Genomic DNA, 20,058 nt, shown 5'->3' with positions numbered 1-20,058 from the left:
CGGCCCGCGTGTGTCTGCACAGCCGATTTCCTTTCCTTTCTTCGCTTCACGGAGTGTCCCGCATGGCCACATACGACGTCATCATCATCGGCGCAGGCGCGGCAGGCCTGATGTGTGCCGCCACGGCAGGCTATCAGGGCAAGCGCGTGCTGGTGCTGGACCACGCCAACAAGGCCGGCAAGAAGATCCTGATGTCCGGCGGTGGGCGCTGTAACTTCACCAATCTGGATGCCGGCCCCGCCAACTTCTTCTCACGCAATCCGCATTTCTGCATCTCGGCGCTCAAGCGCTACACGCCGCACCATTTCCTGGAACTGGTGGAGCGCCATGGGCTGGAGCACGTCGAGAAGAAGCCGGGACAGCTGTTCTGCGCCGATTCCGCCAAGGACCTGCTGGCGATCCTGCTGACGGAGTGTGAGTGGGCCGGGGCGGAGATTCGCCTGAGTACGCGCATCACCTCGCTGGAGCGCGCGGGCGAGGGCATGCGGGTCGAGACCAGCAATGGCACGCATACGGCAGGGCGCGTGGTGGTGGCCACCGGCGGTATGTCGATTCCGACGCTGGGCGCCACTGGCTTCGGCTACGACATCGCGCGCCAGTTCGGGCTCGAGGTCACTGATACTTACGCCGCGCTGGTGCCATTCACGCTGACCTCGCAGTGGAAGGAGCGTCTGTCGCCGCTGTCAGGGCTTGCCTGTGACGTCAGCGTCACCGCCGGCAAGGGCCATTATCGCGAACCGATGCTGATCACCCATCGCGGGCTTTCCGGTCCTGCGATGCTGCAGGCCTCCAGCTGGTGGACACCCGGTCAGCCGCTGGACATCGACCTGCTGCCGGGCGTGGATGCCTACGCCGAGCTGCTGGCCCTGCGTGAGCAGCATCCCAGACGCCAGATCGGCCCCTGGCTTGGCGAGCGCCTGCCCAAGCGCCTCGCCCAGTCGCTGGTCGAGTGGCAGGACGCCGATGCCGGCCGCATCAGCGAGCGCAGTCTCGCCGAGCTCTCCAACGCGCGTCTCGAACAGTTGGCCAAGGCGCTCAATCACTGGCAGCTCAAGCCCGCGGGTACCGAAGGCTGGCGTACCGCCGAGGTCACCATGGGCGGCGTGGTCACCGATGCCATCTCCCAGAAGGACTTCAGCGTGCGCGATCTGCCCCAGCTGGCCTTCATCGGCGAGGTGCTGGATGTCACCGGCGAGCTTGGCGGCTACAACTTCCAGTGGGCCTGGTCTTCGGCGGTGGCTTGCGGCCTGAACTGCTGACCGGCACCTTCTCGCCACTGGCTGCGCCTCACGCCATCTGCTGGCGGATGGCGGGCAGGCGCTGCTCGACCAGCGCGACGAAGGCCTCGATCACCGGACGGGCCGGTGTGGTGGGGTAGTGCAGCTCCAGCGGTACTGCGCCGAGTGCCGGGCGCAGGGGAATGAACTGGCAGCCATCACGTTGCAGGCGGCGAATGCAGCCGGGCGCGATGGCGACTCCCAGTCCCGCCGCCACCTCACTGAGCAGTGTCTGCATCAAGGCCGGTTGGCGCTGGATGCGTGGTGAGAAGCCGGCATCGCCGCAGGCACTGATGATCTGATCGAACAGCCCCGTCGCCTGCCCGCGCTGAAACAGCACGAAATCTTCCTGCGCAAGCTCGCTGAGGGCCAGTCGCTTGCGGTGCGCCAAACGATGCCCCTCGGGCACCACCGCCATCAGCCTATCCTCGTAGACCGCCAGGGCGGTCAGGCTGTCACGCTGCTCGCTGGGAAGCGGGCGCGACAGCCCGATGTCGATTTCGTCACGCGCGAAGGCATCCAACTGCTGCTGGGCGCTCATCTCATGCAATGACAGGCTGACCTCGGGATGGTCGCTGGCAAAGTCGCGCATCAGTTCGGGCACGAAGCTTGCGCAGGCCGAGCTCATGTAGCCGATGCGCAGTGTGCCGGTCTGGCCGCTGGCAGCCATCGCCACGCGCTTGCGTGCCTGCGCCTCCAGCGCCAGCATGCGCTGCGCTTCTTCCAGCAACGCCTCCCCCGGTGCCGTCACCTTCACTTCCCGCGTATTGCGCCATAGCAGGCTGACGCCCAGTTCGGCTTCGAGATCGGCGATCTGGCGGCTGATGGCGGGTTGCACGGTATGCAGCTCGCGGGCGGCGGCCGAGAAGCTTCTGTGCGTCGCCACCGAGACGAAGGTTTTCAGTGTGCGGAGTTCCATGCCGGCCCTCGTGGTTGATTGATGTCCAGTCAGTATAAGTCATATCAAGGATTGTCATTTCTATTATAAGCCTGCACTCGCTAGTCTGAAGGCCTGCCAAATCTCCCTTCGTCAGTCTCTGCCGTCTCGCCTTGTCTCCTGTCTCTTGCTGCTTGCCGCTGGCCTTGCCTCGAAAGCACGCAAGCACGCAAGCACGCAAGCACGCAAGCAGGCGGGGCGCGTAGCGGCTGACAGGAGGGTTCTGAATTCGAGTGGAGCCAATATGACGACATCAACGAGTGGAGTGGCCGCGCAGGATACGTGCGGACCCTCACAACCGCTTTCTGCCGGCGGCCGTTTCACGCTGCTGGCCATTGCCTGTCTGACCATCATGGTGGGCACAGTGGTCGCGCCGGGGCTTCTGAGCATCGCTTCGGCGCTTGAGGTGGCGAGCCATGCCAGCTGGCTGATTACTCTGCCGTCGCTGGGTGCCGTGCTGTTCGCGCCCATCGCCGGGCGCATGATCGATCGTGTCGGTGCCTATCGCTCGCTGGTGGGCGGGCTGTTCCTGTATGGCGTGCTGGGCGCGGGCGGCGCACTGCTGGAAGGCACCGTCGTCGTGTTTGCCGATCGCATTCTGCTCGGGGGCGTGACCGCCGTGGTGATGGCGGGCGGCACCACGCTGATCTCCGAGTGGTATCACGGCCATGCGCGTCTGGCGATGATCGCCCAGCAGGGCATGTCCATCGAGCTTGGCGGCGTGATCTTCCTGTTCGTCAGTGGCGTGCTGGCGGGCATCGCCTGGCAGCTGCCTTTCCTGCTCTATCTGCTGGCATGGCTACTGCTGGTCATGTTGTGGATGATGGTGCCGAGGAAGTCGCCTGAAGCGCCTGCCGAGGAGAGCGGAAATGCCGGCGGTGAGGCCTTGTCCTCCTCGCTGACCAGCATCTACCTGGCCGCGGCCATCTCGTTGACGCTGTTCTTCACCGCCATCGTCATGCTGCCCGAGCGTCTGAGCATGCTGGGATTCGACGAGACCGCGACCGGCATCTTCCTGGCGGCGATCTCGCTGGTCGCGGTGGTGGCGGCGATGCTGATGCCGAAGGTCTCACGTGCCTTGCGCGAGATGCCGACGCTGATACTTGCCTTCCTGCTCTATGCCGGCAGCCTGTTCGTCTTCCAGCAGGCCGAGACCATGACGCTGATGAGTGTCGGTGCCGTCTTGTCTGGCATGGGCTTCGGCTTCTCGATCCCTCTGCTCAACCACATGACGGTGGAGCGCAGCCACGCCTCGGTGCGCGGTCGCAATCTCTCCTACCTGACGATGGCGATATTCCTGGGACAGTTCCTGACGTCCTTCCTGGAGTTCCTGCCCGATGACGGCAGCAATGTCTTCGGCGCCGCCGCCGTGCTGGGACTGATCTTCGCGGTGCTCTATCTGGGCGTGTATCTGCTCAAGCGTGACAGCCGCAGCGCCTGATCGTGGCAGGAGTCACGGAGCTGCACGCTGCAGAGACGAAAAAAGCCCCGCCACCTGAATGTCAGGTGGCGGGGCTTTCGCTGTAATACCGTGATCATTTGTCGAGCAGTATTCTCAGACGGCGAATCATCACCCAGCCCATCAACCCGCGCTTGAGCAGGCTCAGGCCCTTTTTTGGCCGGAACCCGCCCCGCGCCGCGATCAGGCCGCCCACCAGTACCAGCGGGCCGCGGTATTGCTGGACCTTGGCCCAGCCACGGTCGATGGGGGCGGTGGCTTCCTTGAGTTCGCGCATCGCATGGCTGACATCGAGGCGCTGCTGACTGATGCGTGCTTCGAGTTCCGCACGCCGGGCGTCACGCGGATGTGCTGACCGGCGTCCGCTTCCCTGTACGGGGGGCAGCGCCGGCTCGCGTCGCGCGAGGGACTGTCTGGAAGAACTCATCTCGCCTCCTTGGCAGGCACTGGCAGGCGGGGCATCAATGGTGTTCGCGTTGGCGCTGGCGTTCCAGTGCGTCGGCCCGCACATCCTTGAGGCTGTCGCTGTCACGGCTCAGGTTGCTGAGCGTGGAGCGCAGCAGGCTGCGCTGGGAAGCGATCACCTTGACGCGCCAGGCGATCAATCCCCCCAGAGTCAGCAGGATGCCGCCGCTCAGGGCGATGGCCAGCAGGCGATGGGTATCCCAGAAGGCCACGACCACCAGCAGGATCGCCAGACCGATGCCGAAGCAGATCAGCATCAGGGCGATACCCGATAGCAGCAGCATCACGAATAGCCGCTCGCGCTCTTCCTCGAGTTCCAGCACGGCGAGACGCAAGCGCGTCTCGCCACTCTCGACCAGGCTCGCGGTCAGACGTCGGATGGCGCCAAGTACGCGTTCAACCGGCCCTTGCTCCTGCATCAGCGACGGCCAAGCAGCATGCCGACGACGACACCGGCGGCCGCGCCGATACCGATGCTGGTCCACGGGTTGTCGTGCACGTAGCGATCAGCGCAGTCCACGGATTCGCGCGCGCCAGCGGCGAGGCGATCGCCCTGGGCGCTGAGGCGGGCGCGGGTAGCTTCCAGGCGAGTCTGGGCGCGGGCGCGGGCTTCCTTCATGCTCTCGCGGGAATCTTCAGCCGAGGCGTGCAGCAGTTCCTCGACGGTCTGGGACAGATGGCGCAGATCTTCCTTCAGCTGGTCGGTGTTGGCACCGGTCGCGGAAGTGGTGTGATCGCCGATCTTTTGCATAGCCATGGTGTAACTCCTTCCCGTATGTCGAATCAGATTTCGCGAATGGTGAGCGCGGTGTTGTCTGCGCTTGACTCTCGAACTCTCTCTTCCCTGGGGCGCCGCAGGCGGCAGGGCATGACCTGAATCCGCTTGCGCGAGACTTCCTGCAAGCATCGTCAGCACGTCGTCATGACGCGTCTTGCGTGGTCATGCACAAGTCGTGGGGGTCGAACGCGACAAACACAAGGGCAAGACACGCACAGAGCACGATATCGCCATGTCGCGCGCGGGAGGCATGATCTGGATCATGGATGTGCCACTAGGTCTACATGGGCGTGCCACTAGGTCTACATGGGCGTGCCACTAGGTCTACATGGGCGGTCCACATGAGGAAGGCGCATACGGGCGGGGCAGATGGCAAGACGGGCAGCCTGGGCTGCCCGTTGCGAGAGGGTCATGTGAGTGCTTGCATCAGCACTCTTTGATCAGAATTTCTGGACCAGGTCTCTTTATCAGGTCTCTTTATCAGGTCTCGGGCGAGCCGGCGAAGAAGGTATTGATCGAGAAGCCCAGGCCAAAGCGATTCACGCTGTGGTCGTAGTCGATCAGGCTCTCACCGTAGCCGTGGTAGTACTGCACGTAGCCACGTACCTTGCCGAACAGCGGGAAGGAGTAGTCGAGCTGGTTGCCGTAATTGCCCTTGGAAGGGTTGCCACGCACCATCCAGGTGACTTCGTGCTGATCCGCGGTATAGCCGACCGTGATGTCGCCGTAGCCGATATAGTTGTAGAGATCCGGGTTGTCGTCTTCGTCGGACTCCTCCGGCACGCGCCAGTGCGGCGTGACCGCAATGGCCCAGTCGCCATTCTGGAACATCATGTCGGCGTAGACACGGTTCCAGCTGCGCGACAACGGGTCGGAACGACCGTTGGACTGATGTGCGAAACCGATGCGGTTGCGGGTATTGGTCCAGCCGAACAGCTCATAACGGTTGTCGAACTGCAGGAAGGCTTCCGGCTCGTAATTGGTCTCGCGGAACGGCGCCGAGGCATCGGAGTTGTAGGCCTGCCACCAGCTGCGCTGGGTATAGGCGAAGAACACGTCGCCATTGTCACCGAAGATGTCATCCATCAGCTCGACCTTGAGGCTGAGCTGGTATTTCACCTCGGTCTTGTCCACCTCGCCTTCCCGGGTGACTTCGGCAAAGCCGTTGGCATCCGGGTTGGTGTTGTAGGCCCAGGGCAGCAGGTAATTGCGCTTGTAGGCGGTGATGGCCAGCGGATTCTTCTCGGCATCGTCCTCGAGAACGACACGCTCCTTGGCACGCTGCTGGGCCAGGCTTTCATCGAGGGGCGCATCGATGCTCTGGCCTTGTGCCTGCTCGATCTCGGCCGCTTCCGCCGAGTAGCGCTCGTCATCCGCGTCTTCGCGGTTGGAGAGGAAGACCTGCTCGGTACGCGGGTCACTCTCGACGTCCTCCGCCGTGCCCGGTGCAGACGCCTCCATCTCGCGCCAGTCAGCCTGGCTCATGGCACCCGCGCGGGCCTGGGCGGCAGTCATGCCCAGCGCTTCGGGAGCGAAGCGTTTGCCGTTGGCCAGTACCACGCGTCCCTCGGCATCCATGGTGTAGGGCACGTCGGCCGCTGCCGGTGCGGCGGCACCCAGCAGTACTGTGGCCAGCACTCCCGAGAGGCGTGCAGGTACGGACCGGAATCCGATGGAGGCAAGGCGGAGGGGCATGGAAATATCCTGTCGGTTACACCGCGGCGGGGGAGCAGCGCATTATGGAGCAATGTTCATGACATGTCTGCCATTCTACTGGTGACGCTGTGTCCGGTTCCAGCACGAAGATTCCGACAGGTGCGTCGCCTCGATGCGACGATGTATGTCGCTCACGTTGGCCTGCAAGCACCGCTTTCTCGCCCCGTCATTCTTTTCTGCATTTTCTCGTTCATTCTCCCCCTCATCCTTTGCTGGGCGCCCGCCGGCAGACGTTTGCCGACAAGGATTGCGCGGGATGCAGCGCCAGTCGACAATGCGGCCCTTGCCCGCGTTTGCGGCCTGCCACGATGCCATCCTGCATGGCTGGCGGCGGCCTGGCGGGCAGTAGAGCCGATGAAGAAGCGCGGTGGTGACCATTGAGGAGACAGCTGTGACAGGTAACAAGTCCTTGAGACTGATGGTGTTGGCAGGCGCCTTGCTGCTGATGGTGCTGCTGGCTTGGGTGCCGGCCACGGCCAGTGCGGACGCCCCGAAGCGTGCTGATGTCCAGACTCAGCTTGAAGACCTGCAGAGCGTCGAGAAACCGGATGCCGACACCCGTCAGCGCATCGCGGACCTCAAGGATACCCTGACGGTGCTCGACGACCTCGCCGAGGCCACCAGCAGCCTGAATTCCCTCAAGAGTGAGGTCAAGGAGGCGCCGGCGGAGTTGGCGAAGGCGCAGGCCGAGCTGGCGCGCCTGCCTCAGGACTACACCCCGCCCAGCATCGCCTCGCTGGAAGACGAGTCGGTCGAGGCGCTGGACAAGCGCATGACCTCGATTCTCGACTCGCTGCAGAACCTGCAGGACCGGCTGGCCGATACCAACCGGCGCCTGATCAATGCCCAGAGCCTGCCGGAGCGTTCACGCTCGACCCTGGCCGATGCACAGCAGCAGGTGCAGCGCCTGCAGACCCAGCTGGGTGGCAGCGGCGATGCCGACCTGTCCGGCACCGGGCGTGACCTGATCGAGGCGCGTCTGGCATTGGCCGAGACGCGTGGCGAGCTGAGCCATTCAGAGCTCAATTCAAGCTCCCTGCTGCGTGAGCTGGCCCAGGTGCGCAAGACCCTCTACAGCCGCCAGATCGCCAATCTGGAGCAGGACCTGGAGCAGGTCCAGACGCTGGTCAACGACAAGCGCCGCAACCAGTCCGAGCAGACCATCGCCGATGCCACCAGTGGCGAGAATGCCGCGCTGGCCGACAATCCCATCTTCCAGCAGGTGCTCAACCGCAATCGCGAGCTCAGCAGCCAGTTGCTGGCGATCACCGATCGCGTCAACGCCGTGATTCGCGACGGGCTGGAGGTACGCACCCAGCTTGATCGCGTCACCCAGGTCGAGCGCACCATGAGCGAGCAGATCGAGGCCATCAAGGGCAGCGTCCTGCTGGCACGTATCCTTCGCGAGCAGCAGAGCCGCCTGCCGCAGGTCGATGTGCGCAAGGACTTGAAGGAAGAGATCGCCGACCTGCGCCTCAAGCAGTTCGAACTCAACAAGGTGCGCGAACAGCTCGCCGATATTCCGGGCTATCTCGATTCGCACGTGCTGGGCGAGGCCGCGGCGCTGGAGCGCCCCGGCGGCAATACCGATGTCAGCCAGGTCAGCGCCGAACTGCGTCAGGCGCTGATCGGTCAGCTGGAGGCGCGCAAGGAGCTGGTCGACAAGCTCGACAAGGAATACGACAGCCTGTTGGCACGTGCCATTGACCTGCAGCTCAACCAGCAGCAGTTGCTCGAAGTCTCCGGACGCCTGCGCCAGACCATCGAGGAGCAGCTGTTCTGGGTCGCCAATGGCAAGCCACTGGATCTGGAATGGCTGTCACGCACCCCGGAAATGCTTGCCGAGGAGCTCAAGCCCACCGTCTGGCGCGGCGTGGTGGCGGGGCTGTCCAAGGGCTTTCAGCTCAATGACCTGTGGGTGGCGCTGCCGGGCTTGCTGCTGCTGATCTTCATCACCTGGAAGCGTTCACGCATCCGCGCGCGCCTGGCGGATCTGCATGCCCAGATAGGGCGCCTGAAGCAGGACACCCAGCTGCATACGCCGCGCGCCATTCTGCTCAACGTCCTGCTGGCCATTCCCGGCGCGCTGGCGCTGGCCTTGATTGGCGGTGTGCTGTCGCTGGGTGAGGGCATCATGCTGTGGGCGCTGGGCCAGGCGCTGTTGAAGCTGTCGCTGGCGTGGGGCATCTTCGCCATCTTCCGCCGGCTGCTGGTCAAGGACGGCGTCGCCGAGCGTCACTTCCAGTGGCCGGCCACCTACGTGGCGGAGCTGCGCCGCCACATCTGGTGGCTGGGCTTCGCGCTGCTGCCGGTGGTGCTGACCACCAACATCATCAGCGAGGCGGACCTCAACCTGCTCGAGCGTCCGCTGGGGCTGGCCATTCTGTTCGTGGGCCTGATGGCGATGAGCTTCTGTCTCTCGCGGCTGATCCTGGCGCATGTGCCCTTCTTCGGGCTCAAGCTGTTCCGACTGATTCTGGGCCTTGTGATGGCGCTGGTGCCGGTGGCGCTGGGCGTGCTGATCTGCCTCGGTTACGAGTACACCGCGCTGCGCCTGTGTGGCCGCTTCATCACCACCATCTTCCTGTTCGGGGCCTGGATCCTGGTGGAAGCCACCGTGGTGCGCGGTCTGGCAGTCGCCGCGCGGCGACTGGCCTATCGTCGCGCCGTGGCGCGTCGCCGCGCCCAGGTGCAGGAGGGCGCCGAAGGCGGTGTCGAGGTGGTGGAAGAGCCGCCGCTGGACATGGAACAGGTCAACTCCCAGTCACTGCGTCTCTCGAAGCTGATCCTGGTCATCAGCTTCCTGGCGATCTTCTATGTGGTGTGGGCCGACCTGCTCAATGTGCTCAGCTATCTCGACAGCGTGGTGGTGTGGGAAATCGCCGCCTCCGTCGAGGGCGATTCGGCGACGCCCATCTCGCTGGCGGATCTGATCGCGGGCATGATCACCCTCGCCGTGGCGGTGATGATGGCGCGCAACCTGCCGGGCCTGCTGGAGGTCTCGATCCTGTCGCGGCTCGAGCTCAAGCAGGGCTCCAGCTACGCGATCACTTCGCTGCTGTCCTACGTGATCATGGCGACCGGCTTCGTGATGACATTGGGCAGCATGGGCGTCAGCTGGGACAAGCTGCAGTGGCTGGTGGCGGCGTTGAGTGTCGGGCTGGGCTTCGGTCTGCAGGAGATCTTCGCCAACTTCATCTCGGGCCTGATCATCCTGTTCGAGCGCCCGGTGCGCATCGGCGACACCATCACCATCGGCAACCTGCATGGCACGGTCAACCGCATCCGGATCCGCGCCACCACGGTGACGGATTTCGATCGCAAGGAGATCATCATTCCCAACAAGGTGTTCGTCACCGACCAGCTGATCAACTGGTCGCTGTCGGACAACGTCACGCGGGTGGTGCTCAATTTCGGTGTCGCCCATGGCAGTGATCTGGATCTGGCGCACCGGCTGCTGATGCAGGCCGCCCAGGAAAACAGGCGAGTGCTCAAGGACCCGGAGCCACTGGTATTCTGCCTGACCTACAACCAGGACAACTTCGGTTTCGAGCTGCGCATCTACGTCAATGACCTGACCGATCGCCTCTACGCCACCGATGAGATCAACCGCTGGGTGGATGCTCGCTTCCGTGAGCATGGCCTCAAGGTCGCCTTCCAGCAGATGGATGTCTGGCTGCATCGCGCCGATGGCACCGAGCGCCTCGTCGAGCAGCGCAGCGCCTCGGCGGAGCCATTGCGCCCCGCCAGCGGCTCATTGGAAAGCAGCGAGGCGGAAAGCACGGAGTATCAGAGCAGCGAGCACCGGGAAGGTGGTGCACTGATCGCGCGTCGCAAGCCCGCTGATGGTCTGGCAGGCCGTGAGGACGCCGGGCTGCGTGAGGCCGCTCCGGATGCCGATGGCGCTGACGGTGGTGGAGATGCCGGCGGTGGAGATGCCGGCGGTCGCTGACGCTGAACCTTCCCGCTTGTCTCATTGAATGCCGCATGGCATCACGCACAAGGCGCCCCGCGGGGCGCCTTGTGCGTGATGGGCTCGGAGCTGTGTCCAGCACGTTTACAGAACGAGAGGGGCTAGCCAGCTCTGACGCCACGGATCATTGGTTCAATTCTGGCGGCGTGGCTGACGGGGTCTGCCTCTGAATCTGACCCTGACTCGTCTCACCGACAACGGGAGCGGGTGCCTCGAATTCCAGTACCCAGCGGCTCAGGAAGCTGGCCTGCTTGAGGCGATCGAGCGTCGCCAGCAGGCCAGGGCCGATCTCGATCGGGCGCAGCGCATCGCCCAGCTGTTCGCGCATATGCTGAGCGCTGCCCTCGCCACGCACCTCGGGGTGCAACGCGCCCAGCTGGCTGTCGCTGGCCACTGCCTGCTGGCCTTCCAGACTCAGCCACCAGTCGAGAAAGGCTTCACCAGCCTCGGGGTGAGGTGCCTGCTGGGGGACGAAGGCCAGCCGGCGCTGAATCAGCACATAGTCTTCCGGCACGATCACCACCAGCTCCGGATGGGCACGGGCAAAGGTCACCGCGTAGGGGCCGACCAGGTTGTAGGCGATGTCCACCTTGCCGCTGGCCAGCGCCTCGAGCATGGCGCCGGTGGTGCTGACCAGCCTGGCATCGGCTTGCCCCATGGCGCGCACCAGCGTCCAGTAGCGCGGTGATTGACGGGCGTCGGACACGGCATAGGTAAAGCCGGAGCCGCTGCGGCGCGGATCGTAGCTGATGATGCGGCCGCGCAGCTGCTCGCGGCGCGTCTCGAGCAGGTGCCAGAAGTCGCGATGACTGCGCAGCACATCGAGGGGATTGCGCAGGCCGTCGAGGTCCGCCAGGTGCTTGAGCGCATCACGTCGCGCCACCATCACGATCGGCTCGAAGCTCATCGCATACAGCTCATTGCGCCAGCGTGAGTTGGCCGGCCAGGCGGTCAGGTTGGGGGCCTCGAGTGCCAGAGCATGACCCTGATTGGCGAGTCGGTACTGCAGCCCCATGGCCGAGGAGATCATCAGATCGGCCTGCGGTGTCAGCGGCGCCTGCAGGTACTGTGCTTCAAGTCCCAGGGCGGAGCGATTGACGTAGTGCAGCACGCGCTCAGGATGCTGGCGGCTGTAGCGCAGCAGCAGCGGGCGAATCTCGGGCAGATCCAGCGCGGCGTGTATCGTCAGGTCGGCCGCGAGGCTGGCGCCACTGTCAGGCGCGGGCGCCGTGAGTGGCTGGCCGCCCTGCAACCACAGCGATTGATGCTCTTCGAGCAGCGGATCGAACGCCGTCCGGGCCCCTGTCTGGGTTGCGGCCTGACTGACGGGGCTCAGGAGCATGGCCAGCCCCAGGCAGACCACCAGTCCTCCAGCGCGCTGTCTGCCCGGACCCTGATTCACAGGGCTGTGATTGCCAGAGCCGTGACTGTCAGGGCTGTGTTTGTCAGGGCGCTGCCGCCCGATTCGCGGACGTCGCGCTAGCATGCTGTGCCTCCTGTCCTGGCAGGCTTGCCGGCCTGTGCCGATTCATCGTCCTCATCCTCTCTCACCTCAGGCGCTGCACAGGGTGCCAGATGCAGACTGACGCATAGCCCGCAGGACGCGCCTGTCTCGGCTGCGTCGCCCGTGCGGGTTGCAGGATCAGCAGCCTGCGTCACGCTGCGTGCTGTCGCGTCGCTGAGCGTCAGGCGCGCATCGTGGTGTCGCGCGATGCCATCGACGATCGCCAGCCCCAGTCCGGCGCCTTCGTGATGCTTGAGCTCATCGGGCTGCTGCGCCGGCGTCTGGGCATGACTGTCGGGCTGGGTGTTGCGGTGGAAGGGGCGCAGCACCAGCAGGCGCCGCTCGGCGTCGATGCCCGGGCCGTCATCCTCGACACTCAGCCGCCAGCGGCCCGCCAGTGCGGCGCTGTCCGGTTGCGTGAACGTGGCATCGCTCGGTGCCGCCATCCGGCTCAGGGTGAGTGTGACGGTGCGCGCGCCGTGCTTGCAGGCATTGTCGATCAGATTGGCCAGTGCCTCCTCGAGCTGCCATTCGACGCCCAGCGTCCAGGCGGCGCCATCGATGTCCGGGGCGATCTCGAGGCCGAGGTCCACCCCGGCGCGATCACAGCGCAGGAACAGGCGGCTGACGGTGGCGCGCGCCAGCGCCGACAGCTCCAGCGGCACGCGCGGCGGCTGCACTTCCGGGTTGTTGAGTCGTGTCAGCGACAGCAGTTGATTGGCCAGATGGGCGGTATGGCTGGCGGTGGCCTGCATCTGGCCCAGCGCGGCATGCCAGGCGCTGGGGTCCTGCTGACGCAGTGCCAGCTCGGCGTGAGCGGAGAGTCCCGCCAGCGGGGTGCGCAGCTGGTGCGAGGCATCACCGATGAAGCGTTCCTGATTGGCGCGCACGCGGCGCATGCGCGCCAGCAGGTCATTGATGGTGTGCTTGAGCTCCTCGAGTTCGCGCGGCAGGGGCAGGTTGAGTGGTGCCAGACTGCGTGAGTCGCGTTCGCGAATGGCGCGCCGCAGTCGGGTCAGCGGCGACAGCGCCAGCCGTACGCCGATCAGCACCACCAGCAGCGCCAGCGTGGCCATGCCCGCCAGACGTACCAGTGAGCCACTGAACAGCTCACGCGTCAGGGTGTCTCGCCCCTCGCGGGTATGGGCGACGCGAATGCTGTAGCGCTGGCCGTGGCGTGGGTCATCGCCCCAGCCGCCCAGCCGGGTATCGAGGCTGCCCAGCCGCAGTGCCTGCCCCTGCCAGGCGATATCGCGAAACGACAGCTCGCCGCTGCGTCCGAGCGATTCCTGTGGGGTCAGGCGACCATCGGCGGCGCGATTGGCGTCCGGCAGGTGGGTATTGCCGGTGACCTGCTCGCCATCGGCATCCACCAGGCTGTAGAAGACGCGCTCCTGGGCGTCGGTGGCCAGCATCTCGAGCGCGGCGGGCGGCAGGTCGAGCCACAACTGGCCGTCCTGCCATTTGACCTGCTCCGCAATGGTGACCAGCGAGGCCTCCAGCAGCCGGTCATAGGCGCGGTCCGCTGCCTCGCGCGCCGACAGGAAGGCCTGCACCAGCAAAAGCGTGCCCAGCGCCAGCAGGGGCAACAGCAGCCAGCTCAGCAGGCGCCGATAGAGGCTGATGCTGCGTTTTGCCGCCGAATGCGGGCGTGGTGAGGGTGCGGAATTCAAGCGCTGTCGTCCGTGGTCTGTTCCAGTAGATAGCCAAGGCCCCGGATGGTGCGCAGATTGACATCGCTGCCTTCCAGGCGCTTGCGCAGGCGGTGTACATAGACCTCGATGGCGTTGTCGCCCACGGCTTCCTCCTCGCCGAAGGCCTCCCGGGTCAGGCGCGCCTTGTCCACCGGCTCGCCGGCATGCTGGATCAGGCAACCCAGCAGGCGCTGTTCACGGGGTGGCAGCGCCAGCGGGGTATCGGCGAGCAGAAAGCGTGCATTGAGTGGTTCGAAGACCAGGCTGCCGAGGGTCAGGCGTGGGACGATGCCAGACGAGGGCGCCGGTTGCTGACTGGCCTGAAGAGTGGCCTGCTGACTGGCCTGAAGAGTGGCATGGCGGCGCAGCAGGGCGCGCACGCGGGCTTCCAGCTCATCGAGCACGAAGGGCTTGGCAAGATAGTCATCGGCGCCCAGGTCCAGCCCGCGCACGCGGTCCTCGATGGCGCCGCGCGCGGTGAGAATCAGCACCGGGGTCTGGCGGTCGTGCTGGCGCAGCGCGGCGAGAATCTCGAGCCCGGAAGCGCCGGGCAGGTTGAGATCCAGCACGATCAGCGCGAAGCCGTGATCGTGGTGGGTCGCCAGGCGGGCAAGCGCCGCGGCGCCGTCGGCCAGGTGGGTGACCGCAAGGCCCTCGGCGGAAAAGACGCTGCACAGCGTGCTGGACAGCAGGGCGTCGTCCTCGACCAGCAGCAGGGGCGGGGACGGGGCGGTGGCTGAGCCATGCGCTGAAGCGTCAGCCGCTGAGGCGTCAGCCGCTGAATTGTCAGGTGCTGAGGGGAGTGAGTCGGGAAAAGTCATCCGGGCTCCGCAAGGGCGCGTCAGGTACGCGACAAGAGTGATGAGAGTCAGGCCCAGGGCCGGTCTGCGACCTGCAGTGGCCGCTTGAAGGCGCAATAATGCCTCAAACAGGCAGCCAATGGCGCTTGCGCCAGCGTATCATTGGTGGCCTGTTTCGTGTCGCTGACAAGGAAGCCAGCATGCCATCCGTTCCGCTATTGCAGCGCCTCAAGGCGCGCGCCTCTCGTCAGCCCATTGGCTCACGGCTGTCATGTCGCTCAGGGCTGCTATCTCGCTCAAGGCTGCTATCTCGCCCAGGGCTGCTATCTCGCTCAAGGCTGACGTGCCGCTCAGGCCGCTGCTGACCTCACTGGCGCTGGGGGTGGTGGGCGGCTGGCTGTTCCAGCTCACCGGCATGCCGCTGGCGTGGATGCTGGGGCCGCTGGTCGCCAACCTGCTGGGCGCGATGGCCGGGTTGAGGCTCGGTGTGCCGGACCGCCTGCGCAACCTGTTTCTGGGCGTACTGGGTCTGACGCTGGGCGCGCGCGTCTCGCCGGAGCTGGTTTCGCACCTCTCCAGCTGGTGGTTGTCGGCGTTGCTGCTGCTGGCGGGGGTATGGGCCTCGACGCTGGCCTGCGCCGCCTGGTATCGCCGCTGTGGTTTTGACGCCACCAGCGCGTGGTTCTCCTCGGTGCCCGGTGCGCTGACGGCGATGGTGGTGATCGGCGAGCGCATCGGTGGCGACCCGCAGCGCATCGCGGTGGCGCAATCCTTGCGAGTGCTGCTGGTGATCATGATTCTGCCGCCGCTCTATTGGGTGCTGGAAGGCGCGGCGGGCACGCCCGGCATCGGCAGCGATGTGGCGGTAAGCGGCCTGTGGCTGATCGCGGTGCTGCCGATTCTGCTGCCTCTGGCCAGGCGACTGCGCATTCCCAATGCCTCGCTGCTGGCGCCGCTGTTGCTGGCGCTGGTGCTGTCGCTTGGCGACGTGGTGCGTTTCTCGCCACCGGTATGGGGCACCGATGTCATGCAGCTGGTGCTGGGCTGCGCCATCGGGACGCGCTTCAAGGGCCTTGCGCCGCGGGTGCTGGTCGGGGTGATGGGGCAGTCGGGCGTGGCGACCCTGATCTCGCTGTCGGTGCTGGGCTGCTTTGCCGAGCTGATCCATCAGCTGATGGGCGTGCCGCGTGACGTGGCCTTCCTCGCCCTAGCGCCCGGCGGTATCGGCGAGATGGCGCTATTGGCGGTGGCGCTCGATCTCGACCCGATCTTCGTCGCCTTCCATCATCTTCTGCGCCTGATCGTCCTGATGCTGTTGCTACCGGTGATGGCGCGTCATTTCCGCCATCGCCATGCGCGTGAGGCAACGCTATAGCCCGTGGCGTGATCTCCCCCTTGTGAGGGCGGCGATGCGCTGTTATAGTGTGCGCCTTGATCACGCCAAGTGCTTGAAGTTCAAGCGATTGGCTCGGTAGTTTACCGAATGATCATGTTTGTGGTGGCCCTATCGGTCCTCCCGCAATGCTAGGCTGCAAACCCCGCCAGGCCCGGAAGGGAGCAACGGTAGTGGCTGACGCGTGTGCCGGGATGTGGCTGATGGGGCCGCCTCCATTTCAGGGACCTGAAAGTGGCTGCTCATGAAATGTCCGCATCATCCCGCCTGCTGTGCAACGCTCCATTGCAAGCCCTTGCATTGCAAGCCCTCGCAAGTCCTTCGCTTCACGCTGCCTGAAGCTTTTCGCCACGCCCTCGCTGTCTGAACCTGTCATCTCCTGCCTGACCCGAGCCCCGCTTGGCGTTTCGTCGTGCCCGCAATTCGGGGTGCACCACGCCTGTCATCCGGCGTCGTGCCCTCAATCCTGCTGCGCAAGTGGCATCGTGCTTTGAAGCCACTCGGCAAGTCGCTAGAATGAGCGCATTCTCAGCGAGGCCTCGTCATCGGTCTCCGTCTGTCGATCGTCGGGGGTGAAGCCCAGCCGGATCGTGCAGATTTCAGCTCATGTTTCAGATCGCCCAAGGAATGCCCCGCTCAATGAGCTATCAGGTATTGGCGCGCAAGTGGCGCCCGCGCAATTTTCACGAACTGATCGGTCAGGAGCATGTCAGCCGTGCGCTGGTCAATGCCCTCGATCAGGGGCGCCTGCACCATGCCTATCTGTTCACCGGGACCCGCGGTGTCGGCAAGACGACGCTGGCACGCATTCTGGCCAAGTGCCTGAACTGCGAAGAGGGCGTCAGCTCCAGGCCGTGTGGCGTGTGTGGCACCTGTCGCGAGATCGATGATGGCCGCTTCGTCGACCTGATCGAAGTTGACGCCGCCTCGCGGACCAAGGTCGAGGACACGCGTGAGCTGCTGGACAACGTCCAGTACGCCCCGACCCAGGGCCGCTACAAGGTGTACCTCATCGATGAGGTGCACATGCTGTCGACCCACAGTTTCAATGCGCTGCTCAAGACGCTGGAAGAGCCGCCGCCCCATGTGAAGTTCCTGCTCGCGACCACGGATCCGCAGAAGCTGCCGGTCACCATCCTGTCGCGCTGCCTGCAGTTCACGCTCAAGAACATGCCGCCGGTGCGTGTGGTCGAGCACCTGTCTGACATTCTCGCCCGCGAGGAAGTCAGCTTCGAGGAAGACGCGCTGTGGCTGCTCGGCAAGGCCGCCGATGGCTCGATGCGTGACGCCATGAGTCTGACGGATCAGGCGATCGCCTTCGGCCATGGACAGGTGCGGCGCGAAGATGTCGCCGCCATGCTCGGCACGCTGGATCACCGCCATGTGCTGGCGCTGCTGGAGTGTCTGGCCTCGCTGGATGCCGCGAGTCTGCTGGCGGAGGTCGCGACACTGGCCGAGCAGGGGCCGGACTATGGCGGGGTGCTGGACGACATGGCCTCCGTCTTCCATCGCCTGGCGATCGCCCAGATGGTGCCGAGCGCACTGGACAACGGCCATGGTGACCGTGATGCGCTGCTGGCACTGGCCAGCCGCTTCACCGGCGAAGACGTGCAGCTCTATTATCAGATCGCCCTGCAGGGACGTGGTGACATGGCCAACGCCCCCGATGCGCGCACCGCGCTGGAAATGACGCTGCTGCGCATGCTGGCCTTCCGCCCGCAGGGCGTGCCGCGCCCGGCGCAGACGCCGCTGCCGATGACCGGCCAGGCGGAGGGTGCGAACGCGCCTGGCGCTCAAGCCTCGGCGCCTGTCCAGCAAGCGCCCGTCCAACAGGCTTCTGTTCAAGTAGCTCCGGCTCAGCAGGCTCCTGTTCAAGAAGCCCCGGCTCAGCCTCAGCAAGCGCCAGTGGCCCCGATGGCGGCCGCGCCTCAGTCTGCTGCACCAGTTGCTGAGCCAGCGACCGAAGCACAGCCGCCGATGGCCGACGAGCCGCCCCCGTGGGCGACGGAGGACGTTCCGCAGGACGCCCGGGATGCCGGCTTTCGCGACGTAGCGCAAGACGCGCCTCAGCCAGCGGTCGCGCCGGTGCCAGCGCCAGCGCCAGAACAGACGGCAGCTCCCGCACAGGCGCCGGCTGCGCCCAGCTCGGCGATGTCACGCCTGAGTGCCGCCTTCGGTTCGTCAGCACAGCCAGAGGCTGCTGAGTCATCGGCCCCGCCGCCCCCTGAAGCTGAAATGGTAGCGCCAGCACGACCCGAGCCCGCTACATCGTCGGCGCCTGAGCCGGTCGTGTCTGAGCCGGTCGTGTCCGAGCCTGTCACGCCCGAGCCGGTCGCAAACGAGCCGGTCGCCAGCGAGCCGGCCGTGGCAGCGCAACCAATGCCGGAGCCTGCTCCTGCACCGGAGCCGGCACCCGCGGCGCCTGCACCAAGTGTCTCCAGCACCCCGAGTGCCGATGGTCGCTTGAATCATGCGGCGTGGCTGGAGCTGTTCCCCTCACTGGGGCTGGGCGGCATCACGCGCAATATCGGTGCGCATTGCCTGGTCGAGCACGATGACGGCACCCACCTCAAGTTGAGGCTGGACCCCGCCCAGTCGGCGATGATGGCCGAAGTCCATCAGGAGCGTATTCGCAAGGCGCTGGCGGGCCAGGGCGTGGAGCGTGTGCTGGAGATCAGCGTCGCGCCGCTGCCGGAGGGTCTGGAAACGCCGCACAGTCGTCGCATTCGTCTGCTGGGTGAGCGTCATGCGCGCGCGGTTGAAGCCTTGCGTGCTGACCCGCATATCCAGTCCATGGAGCAACAGCTGGGTGCTCGTCTGATCGAGGAAAGCGTCAACTCCTTCGAGCCGGATGATTTCTGACGCTATGGGCAGTTTCGACCGAGTGTCGGCGGTGCCGGGTACCACTGATGCTTCCCCGGATTTGCGGTGTGTGTGCCGGCAAGCACGCATACCAAAGGCCAGAGGTGCCACGACATGGCACGTCTGGCAGACAGTTTTTATCGTTAGGTCATGTTCAACACGTTATTGATGAGGTGAGCCATGTTCGGTGGAAAAGGCGGTATGGGTAACATCATGAAGCAGGCGCAGGAAATGCAGGAGCGCATGCAGAAGGTCCAGGAAGAAGCCGCCAAGGCGGAAGTCCAGGGCGAATCCGGCGCGGGCATGGTCAAGGTCACCATGAATGGTCGTCATGACGTCGCGCGCGTCGAGATCGATCCGAGCCTGATGGAAGAAGACAAGGAGCTGCTGGAAGATCTGCTGGCGGCCGCCGTCAATGACGCGGTGCGCAAGGTCGAAGTCAATTCCAAGAAGCAGATGGAAGAGGCGACTGCTGGCTTGAACCTTCCGGCCGGCTTCAAGATGCCGTTCTGATGGGGTTTTCGCCGCTGGTAGATCAGTTGCTGGATGCCTTGCGCGTGCTGCCGGGCGTTGGCCCGCGAACGGCACAGCGCATGGCGCTGCATCTGCTGGAGCGTGATCGCATGGGTGCCGATCGTCTGGTCGGCGTGCTGGGCGAGGCGCTGGAGCGCGTCGGCTATTGCGCGCGCTGCCGCACGCTGACAGAGGAGGAGGTCTGTCAGCTGTGCCTGAGTCCGCGGCGTGATGAGCGCGTGCTGTGCGTGGTGGAATCGCCCGCCGACCAGCTCGCCATCGAGGGCGCGGGTGGCTATGTGGGGCGCTACTTCGTGCTGCACGGCCATCTGTCGCCGCTGGATGGCATCGGGCCCGAGGATATCGGGCTGGATGCGCTGGAGACCCGCGTCCGAGAAAGCCAGATCGAGGAGCTGGTGCTGGCCACCAACCCGACGGTCGAGGGCGAGGCTACCGCACACTACATCGCCGAGCAGCTTCGCGATGTGCAACACGGTGGGCAGCCGCTCAAGCTGACGCGTCTGGCCTATGGCGTGCCGATGGGCGGCGAGCTGGAATACGTCGATGGCGGCACGCTCAGTCGTGCCTTCAGCGGCCGTCTGCCGTTCACCCTCGGCGAGATCTGATGCGATGCCGGTGCCGATGCTCGGCACCGGCATCGATGTCGAGGCAGCTTCTGCAAAAGGC

At 65.2% G+C, this 20,058-nt stretch carries 15 protein-coding genes and 1 other RNA gene; 8 read left to right on the top strand and 8 right to left on the bottom strand.

From position 1 onward, the window contains the following. The first annotated feature begins 62 nt into the window (after window positions 1-62). On the top strand, window positions 63-1,259 hold the full coding sequence (locus AC5WNJ_RS13045; RefSeq protein WP_253061475.1) for a BaiN/RdsA family NAD(P)/FAD-dependent oxidoreductase: 1,197 nt from the start codon (window positions 63-65) through the stop codon (window positions 1,257-1,259). Window positions 1,260-1,287: 28 nt separating this feature from the next. Here the strand turns inward: AC5WNJ_RS13045 and AC5WNJ_RS13040 are convergent, their stop codons facing one another. Then, window positions 1,288-2,196, bottom strand: a complete 909-nt coding sequence (locus AC5WNJ_RS13040) for a LysR family transcriptional regulator (protein WP_253061473.1) — start codon at window positions 2,194-2,196, stop codon at window positions 1,288-1,290. Between the two features lie 262 nt (window positions 2,197-2,458). Between AC5WNJ_RS13040 and AC5WNJ_RS13035 the strand changes: the two genes are divergently transcribed. Then, window positions 2,459-3,655: an MFS transporter gene (locus AC5WNJ_RS13035; RefSeq protein WP_253061471.1), complete on the top strand. Its 1,197-nt coding sequence runs from the start codon at window positions 2,459-2,461 to the stop codon at window positions 3,653-3,655. 94 nt (window positions 3,656-3,749) lie between these two features. Here AC5WNJ_RS13035 and AC5WNJ_RS13030 read toward each other — a convergent pair whose 3' ends face one another. The 4 genes from AC5WNJ_RS13030 to AC5WNJ_RS13015 form a co-directional block, all read right to left on the bottom strand. Beyond that, the gene (locus AC5WNJ_RS13030) at window positions 3,750-4,100 is read right to left on the bottom strand and encodes a YqjK-like family protein (protein WP_253061469.1); all 351 of its coding nucleotides are present in this window, start codon (window positions 4,098-4,100) and stop codon (window positions 3,750-3,752) included. A 34-nt stretch (window positions 4,101-4,134) separates the two neighbouring features. Continuing rightward, a complete protein-coding gene (locus AC5WNJ_RS13025; RefSeq protein WP_253061467.1) occupies window positions 4,135-4,557 on the bottom strand; it encodes a phage holin family protein in 423 nt (140 codons plus the stop codon). Then, window positions 4,557-4,895, bottom strand: a complete 339-nt coding sequence (locus tag AC5WNJ_RS13020; RefSeq protein WP_253061465.1) for an ElaB/YgaM/YqjD family protein — start codon at window positions 4,893-4,895, stop codon at window positions 4,557-4,559. Before AC5WNJ_RS13020 ends, AC5WNJ_RS13025 begins: the two co-directional genes overlap by 1 nt. Before the next feature lie 501 nt (window positions 4,896-5,396). Beyond that, window positions 5,397-6,611 (bottom strand): phospholipase A, encoded by a 1,215-nt coding sequence (locus AC5WNJ_RS13015; RefSeq protein WP_253061463.1) that lies wholly within the window; start codon window positions 6,609-6,611, stop codon window positions 5,397-5,399. Window positions 6,612-7,023: 412 nt separating this feature from the next. On the opposite strand from AC5WNJ_RS13015, the gene mscK reads away from it, so the two are divergent. Further along, window positions 7,024-10,584 carry a mechanosensitive channel MscK gene (gene mscK / locus AC5WNJ_RS13010; protein ID WP_495929894.1) on the top strand — a complete coding sequence of 1,187 codons (3,561 nt, stop codon included), beginning with the start codon at window positions 7,024-7,026 and terminating at the stop codon, window positions 10,582-10,584. Window positions 10,585-10,729: 145 nt separating this feature from the next. Here the strand turns inward: mscK and AC5WNJ_RS13005 are convergent, their stop codons facing one another. From AC5WNJ_RS13005 to AC5WNJ_RS12995, 3 genes are all read right to left on the bottom strand, one after another. Next, window positions 10,730-11,947: an ABC transporter substrate-binding protein gene (locus tag AC5WNJ_RS13005; protein WP_495929893.1), complete on the bottom strand. Its 1,218-nt coding sequence runs from the start codon at window positions 11,945-11,947 to the stop codon at window positions 10,730-10,732. Between the two features lie 137 nt (window positions 11,948-12,084). Further along, window positions 12,085-13,782: a sensor histidine kinase gene (locus tag AC5WNJ_RS13000; RefSeq protein ID WP_495929892.1), complete on the bottom strand. Its 1,698-nt coding sequence runs from the start codon at window positions 13,780-13,782 to the stop codon at window positions 12,085-12,087. Next, a complete protein-coding gene (locus tag AC5WNJ_RS12995; protein WP_176677764.1) occupies window positions 13,779-14,624 on the bottom strand; it encodes a response regulator in 846 nt (281 codons plus the stop codon). Before AC5WNJ_RS12995 ends, AC5WNJ_RS13000 begins: the two co-directional genes overlap by 4 nt. Before the next feature lie 250 nt (window positions 14,625-14,874). On the opposite strand from AC5WNJ_RS12995, the gene AC5WNJ_RS12990 reads away from it, so the two are divergent. From AC5WNJ_RS12990 to recR, 5 genes are all read left to right on the top strand, one after another. Further along, window positions 14,875-15,978: an AbrB family transcriptional regulator gene (locus AC5WNJ_RS12990; RefSeq protein WP_495929891.1), complete on the top strand. Its 1,104-nt coding sequence runs from the start codon at window positions 14,875-14,877 to the stop codon at window positions 15,976-15,978. Between the two features lie 130 nt (window positions 15,979-16,108). Next, window positions 16,109-16,205: signal recognition particle sRNA small type (ffs, locus tag AC5WNJ_RS12985), an RNA gene on the top strand. A 430-nt stretch (window positions 16,206-16,635) separates the two neighbouring features. Then, a complete protein-coding gene (gene dnaX, locus AC5WNJ_RS12980; protein ID WP_495929890.1) occupies window positions 16,636-18,858 on the top strand; it encodes a DNA polymerase III subunit gamma/tau in 2,223 nt (740 codons plus the stop codon). Window positions 18,859-19,038: 180 nt separating this feature from the next. Further along, window positions 19,039-19,371 carry a YbaB/EbfC family nucleoid-associated protein gene (locus AC5WNJ_RS12975; RefSeq protein WP_175088413.1) on the top strand — a complete coding sequence of 111 codons (333 nt, stop codon included), beginning with the start codon at window positions 19,039-19,041 and terminating at the stop codon, window positions 19,369-19,371. Beyond that, complete coding sequence (gene recR / locus AC5WNJ_RS12970) at window positions 19,371-19,997, top strand: recombination mediator RecR (RefSeq protein ID WP_043333870.1); 627 nt, start codon at window positions 19,371-19,373, stop codon at window positions 19,995-19,997. Before AC5WNJ_RS12975 ends, recR begins: the two co-directional genes overlap by 1 nt. Window positions 19,998-20,058: the final 61 nt, after the last annotated feature.

The sequence above is a fragment of the Cobetia sp. PDI-23MA genome, assembly GCF_059507735.1.
This window is presented reverse-complemented; position numbering and strand designations above follow the sequence as displayed.

What these genes read in the sequence shown, in the direction of transcription:
- AC5WNJ_RS13045 (WP_253061475.1), top strand. Translation starts at nt 63, where the DNA reads ATGGCCACATACGACGTCATCATCATCGGCGCAGGCGCGGCAGGCCTG.
- AC5WNJ_RS13040 (WP_253061473.1), bottom strand. Translation starts at nt 2,196, where the DNA reads ATGGAACTCCGCACACTGAAAACCTTCGTCTCGGTGGCGACGCACAGA.
- AC5WNJ_RS13035 (WP_253061471.1), top strand. Translation starts at nt 2,459, where the DNA reads ATGACGACATCAACGAGTGGAGTGGCCGCGCAGGATACGTGCGGACCC.
- AC5WNJ_RS13030 (WP_253061469.1), bottom strand. Translation starts at nt 4,100, where the DNA reads ATGAGTTCTTCCAGACAGTCCCTCGCGCGACGCGAGCCGGCGCTGCCC.
- AC5WNJ_RS13025 (WP_253061467.1), bottom strand. Translation starts at nt 4,557, where the DNA reads ATGCAGGAGCAAGGGCCGGTTGAACGCGTACTTGGCGCCATCCGACGT.
- AC5WNJ_RS13020 (WP_253061465.1), bottom strand. Translation starts at nt 4,895, where the DNA reads ATGGCTATGCAAAAGATCGGCGATCACACCACTTCCGCGACCGGTGCC.
- AC5WNJ_RS13015 (WP_253061463.1), bottom strand. Translation starts at nt 6,611, where the DNA reads ATGCCCCTCCGCCTTGCCTCCATCGGATTCCGGTCCGTACCTGCACGC.
- AC5WNJ_RS13005 (WP_495929893.1), bottom strand. Translation starts at nt 11,947, where the DNA reads ATGCTCCTGAGCCCCGTCAGTCAGGCCGCAACCCAGACAGGGGCCCGG.
- AC5WNJ_RS12995 (WP_176677764.1), bottom strand. Translation starts at nt 14,624, where the DNA reads ATGACTTTTCCCGACTCACTCCCCTCAGCACCTGACAATTCAGCGGCT.
- AC5WNJ_RS12990 (WP_495929891.1), top strand. Translation starts at nt 14,875, where the DNA reads ATGTCGCTCAGGGCTGCTATCTCGCTCAAGGCTGCTATCTCGCCCAGG.
- dnaX (WP_495929890.1), top strand. Translation starts at nt 16,636, where the DNA reads ATGAGCTATCAGGTATTGGCGCGCAAGTGGCGCCCGCGCAATTTTCAC.
- AC5WNJ_RS12975 (WP_175088413.1), top strand. Translation starts at nt 19,039, where the DNA reads ATGTTCGGTGGAAAAGGCGGTATGGGTAACATCATGAAGCAGGCGCAG.
- recR (WP_043333870.1), top strand. Translation starts at nt 19,371, where the DNA reads ATGGGGTTTTCGCCGCTGGTAGATCAGTTGCTGGATGCCTTGCGCGTG.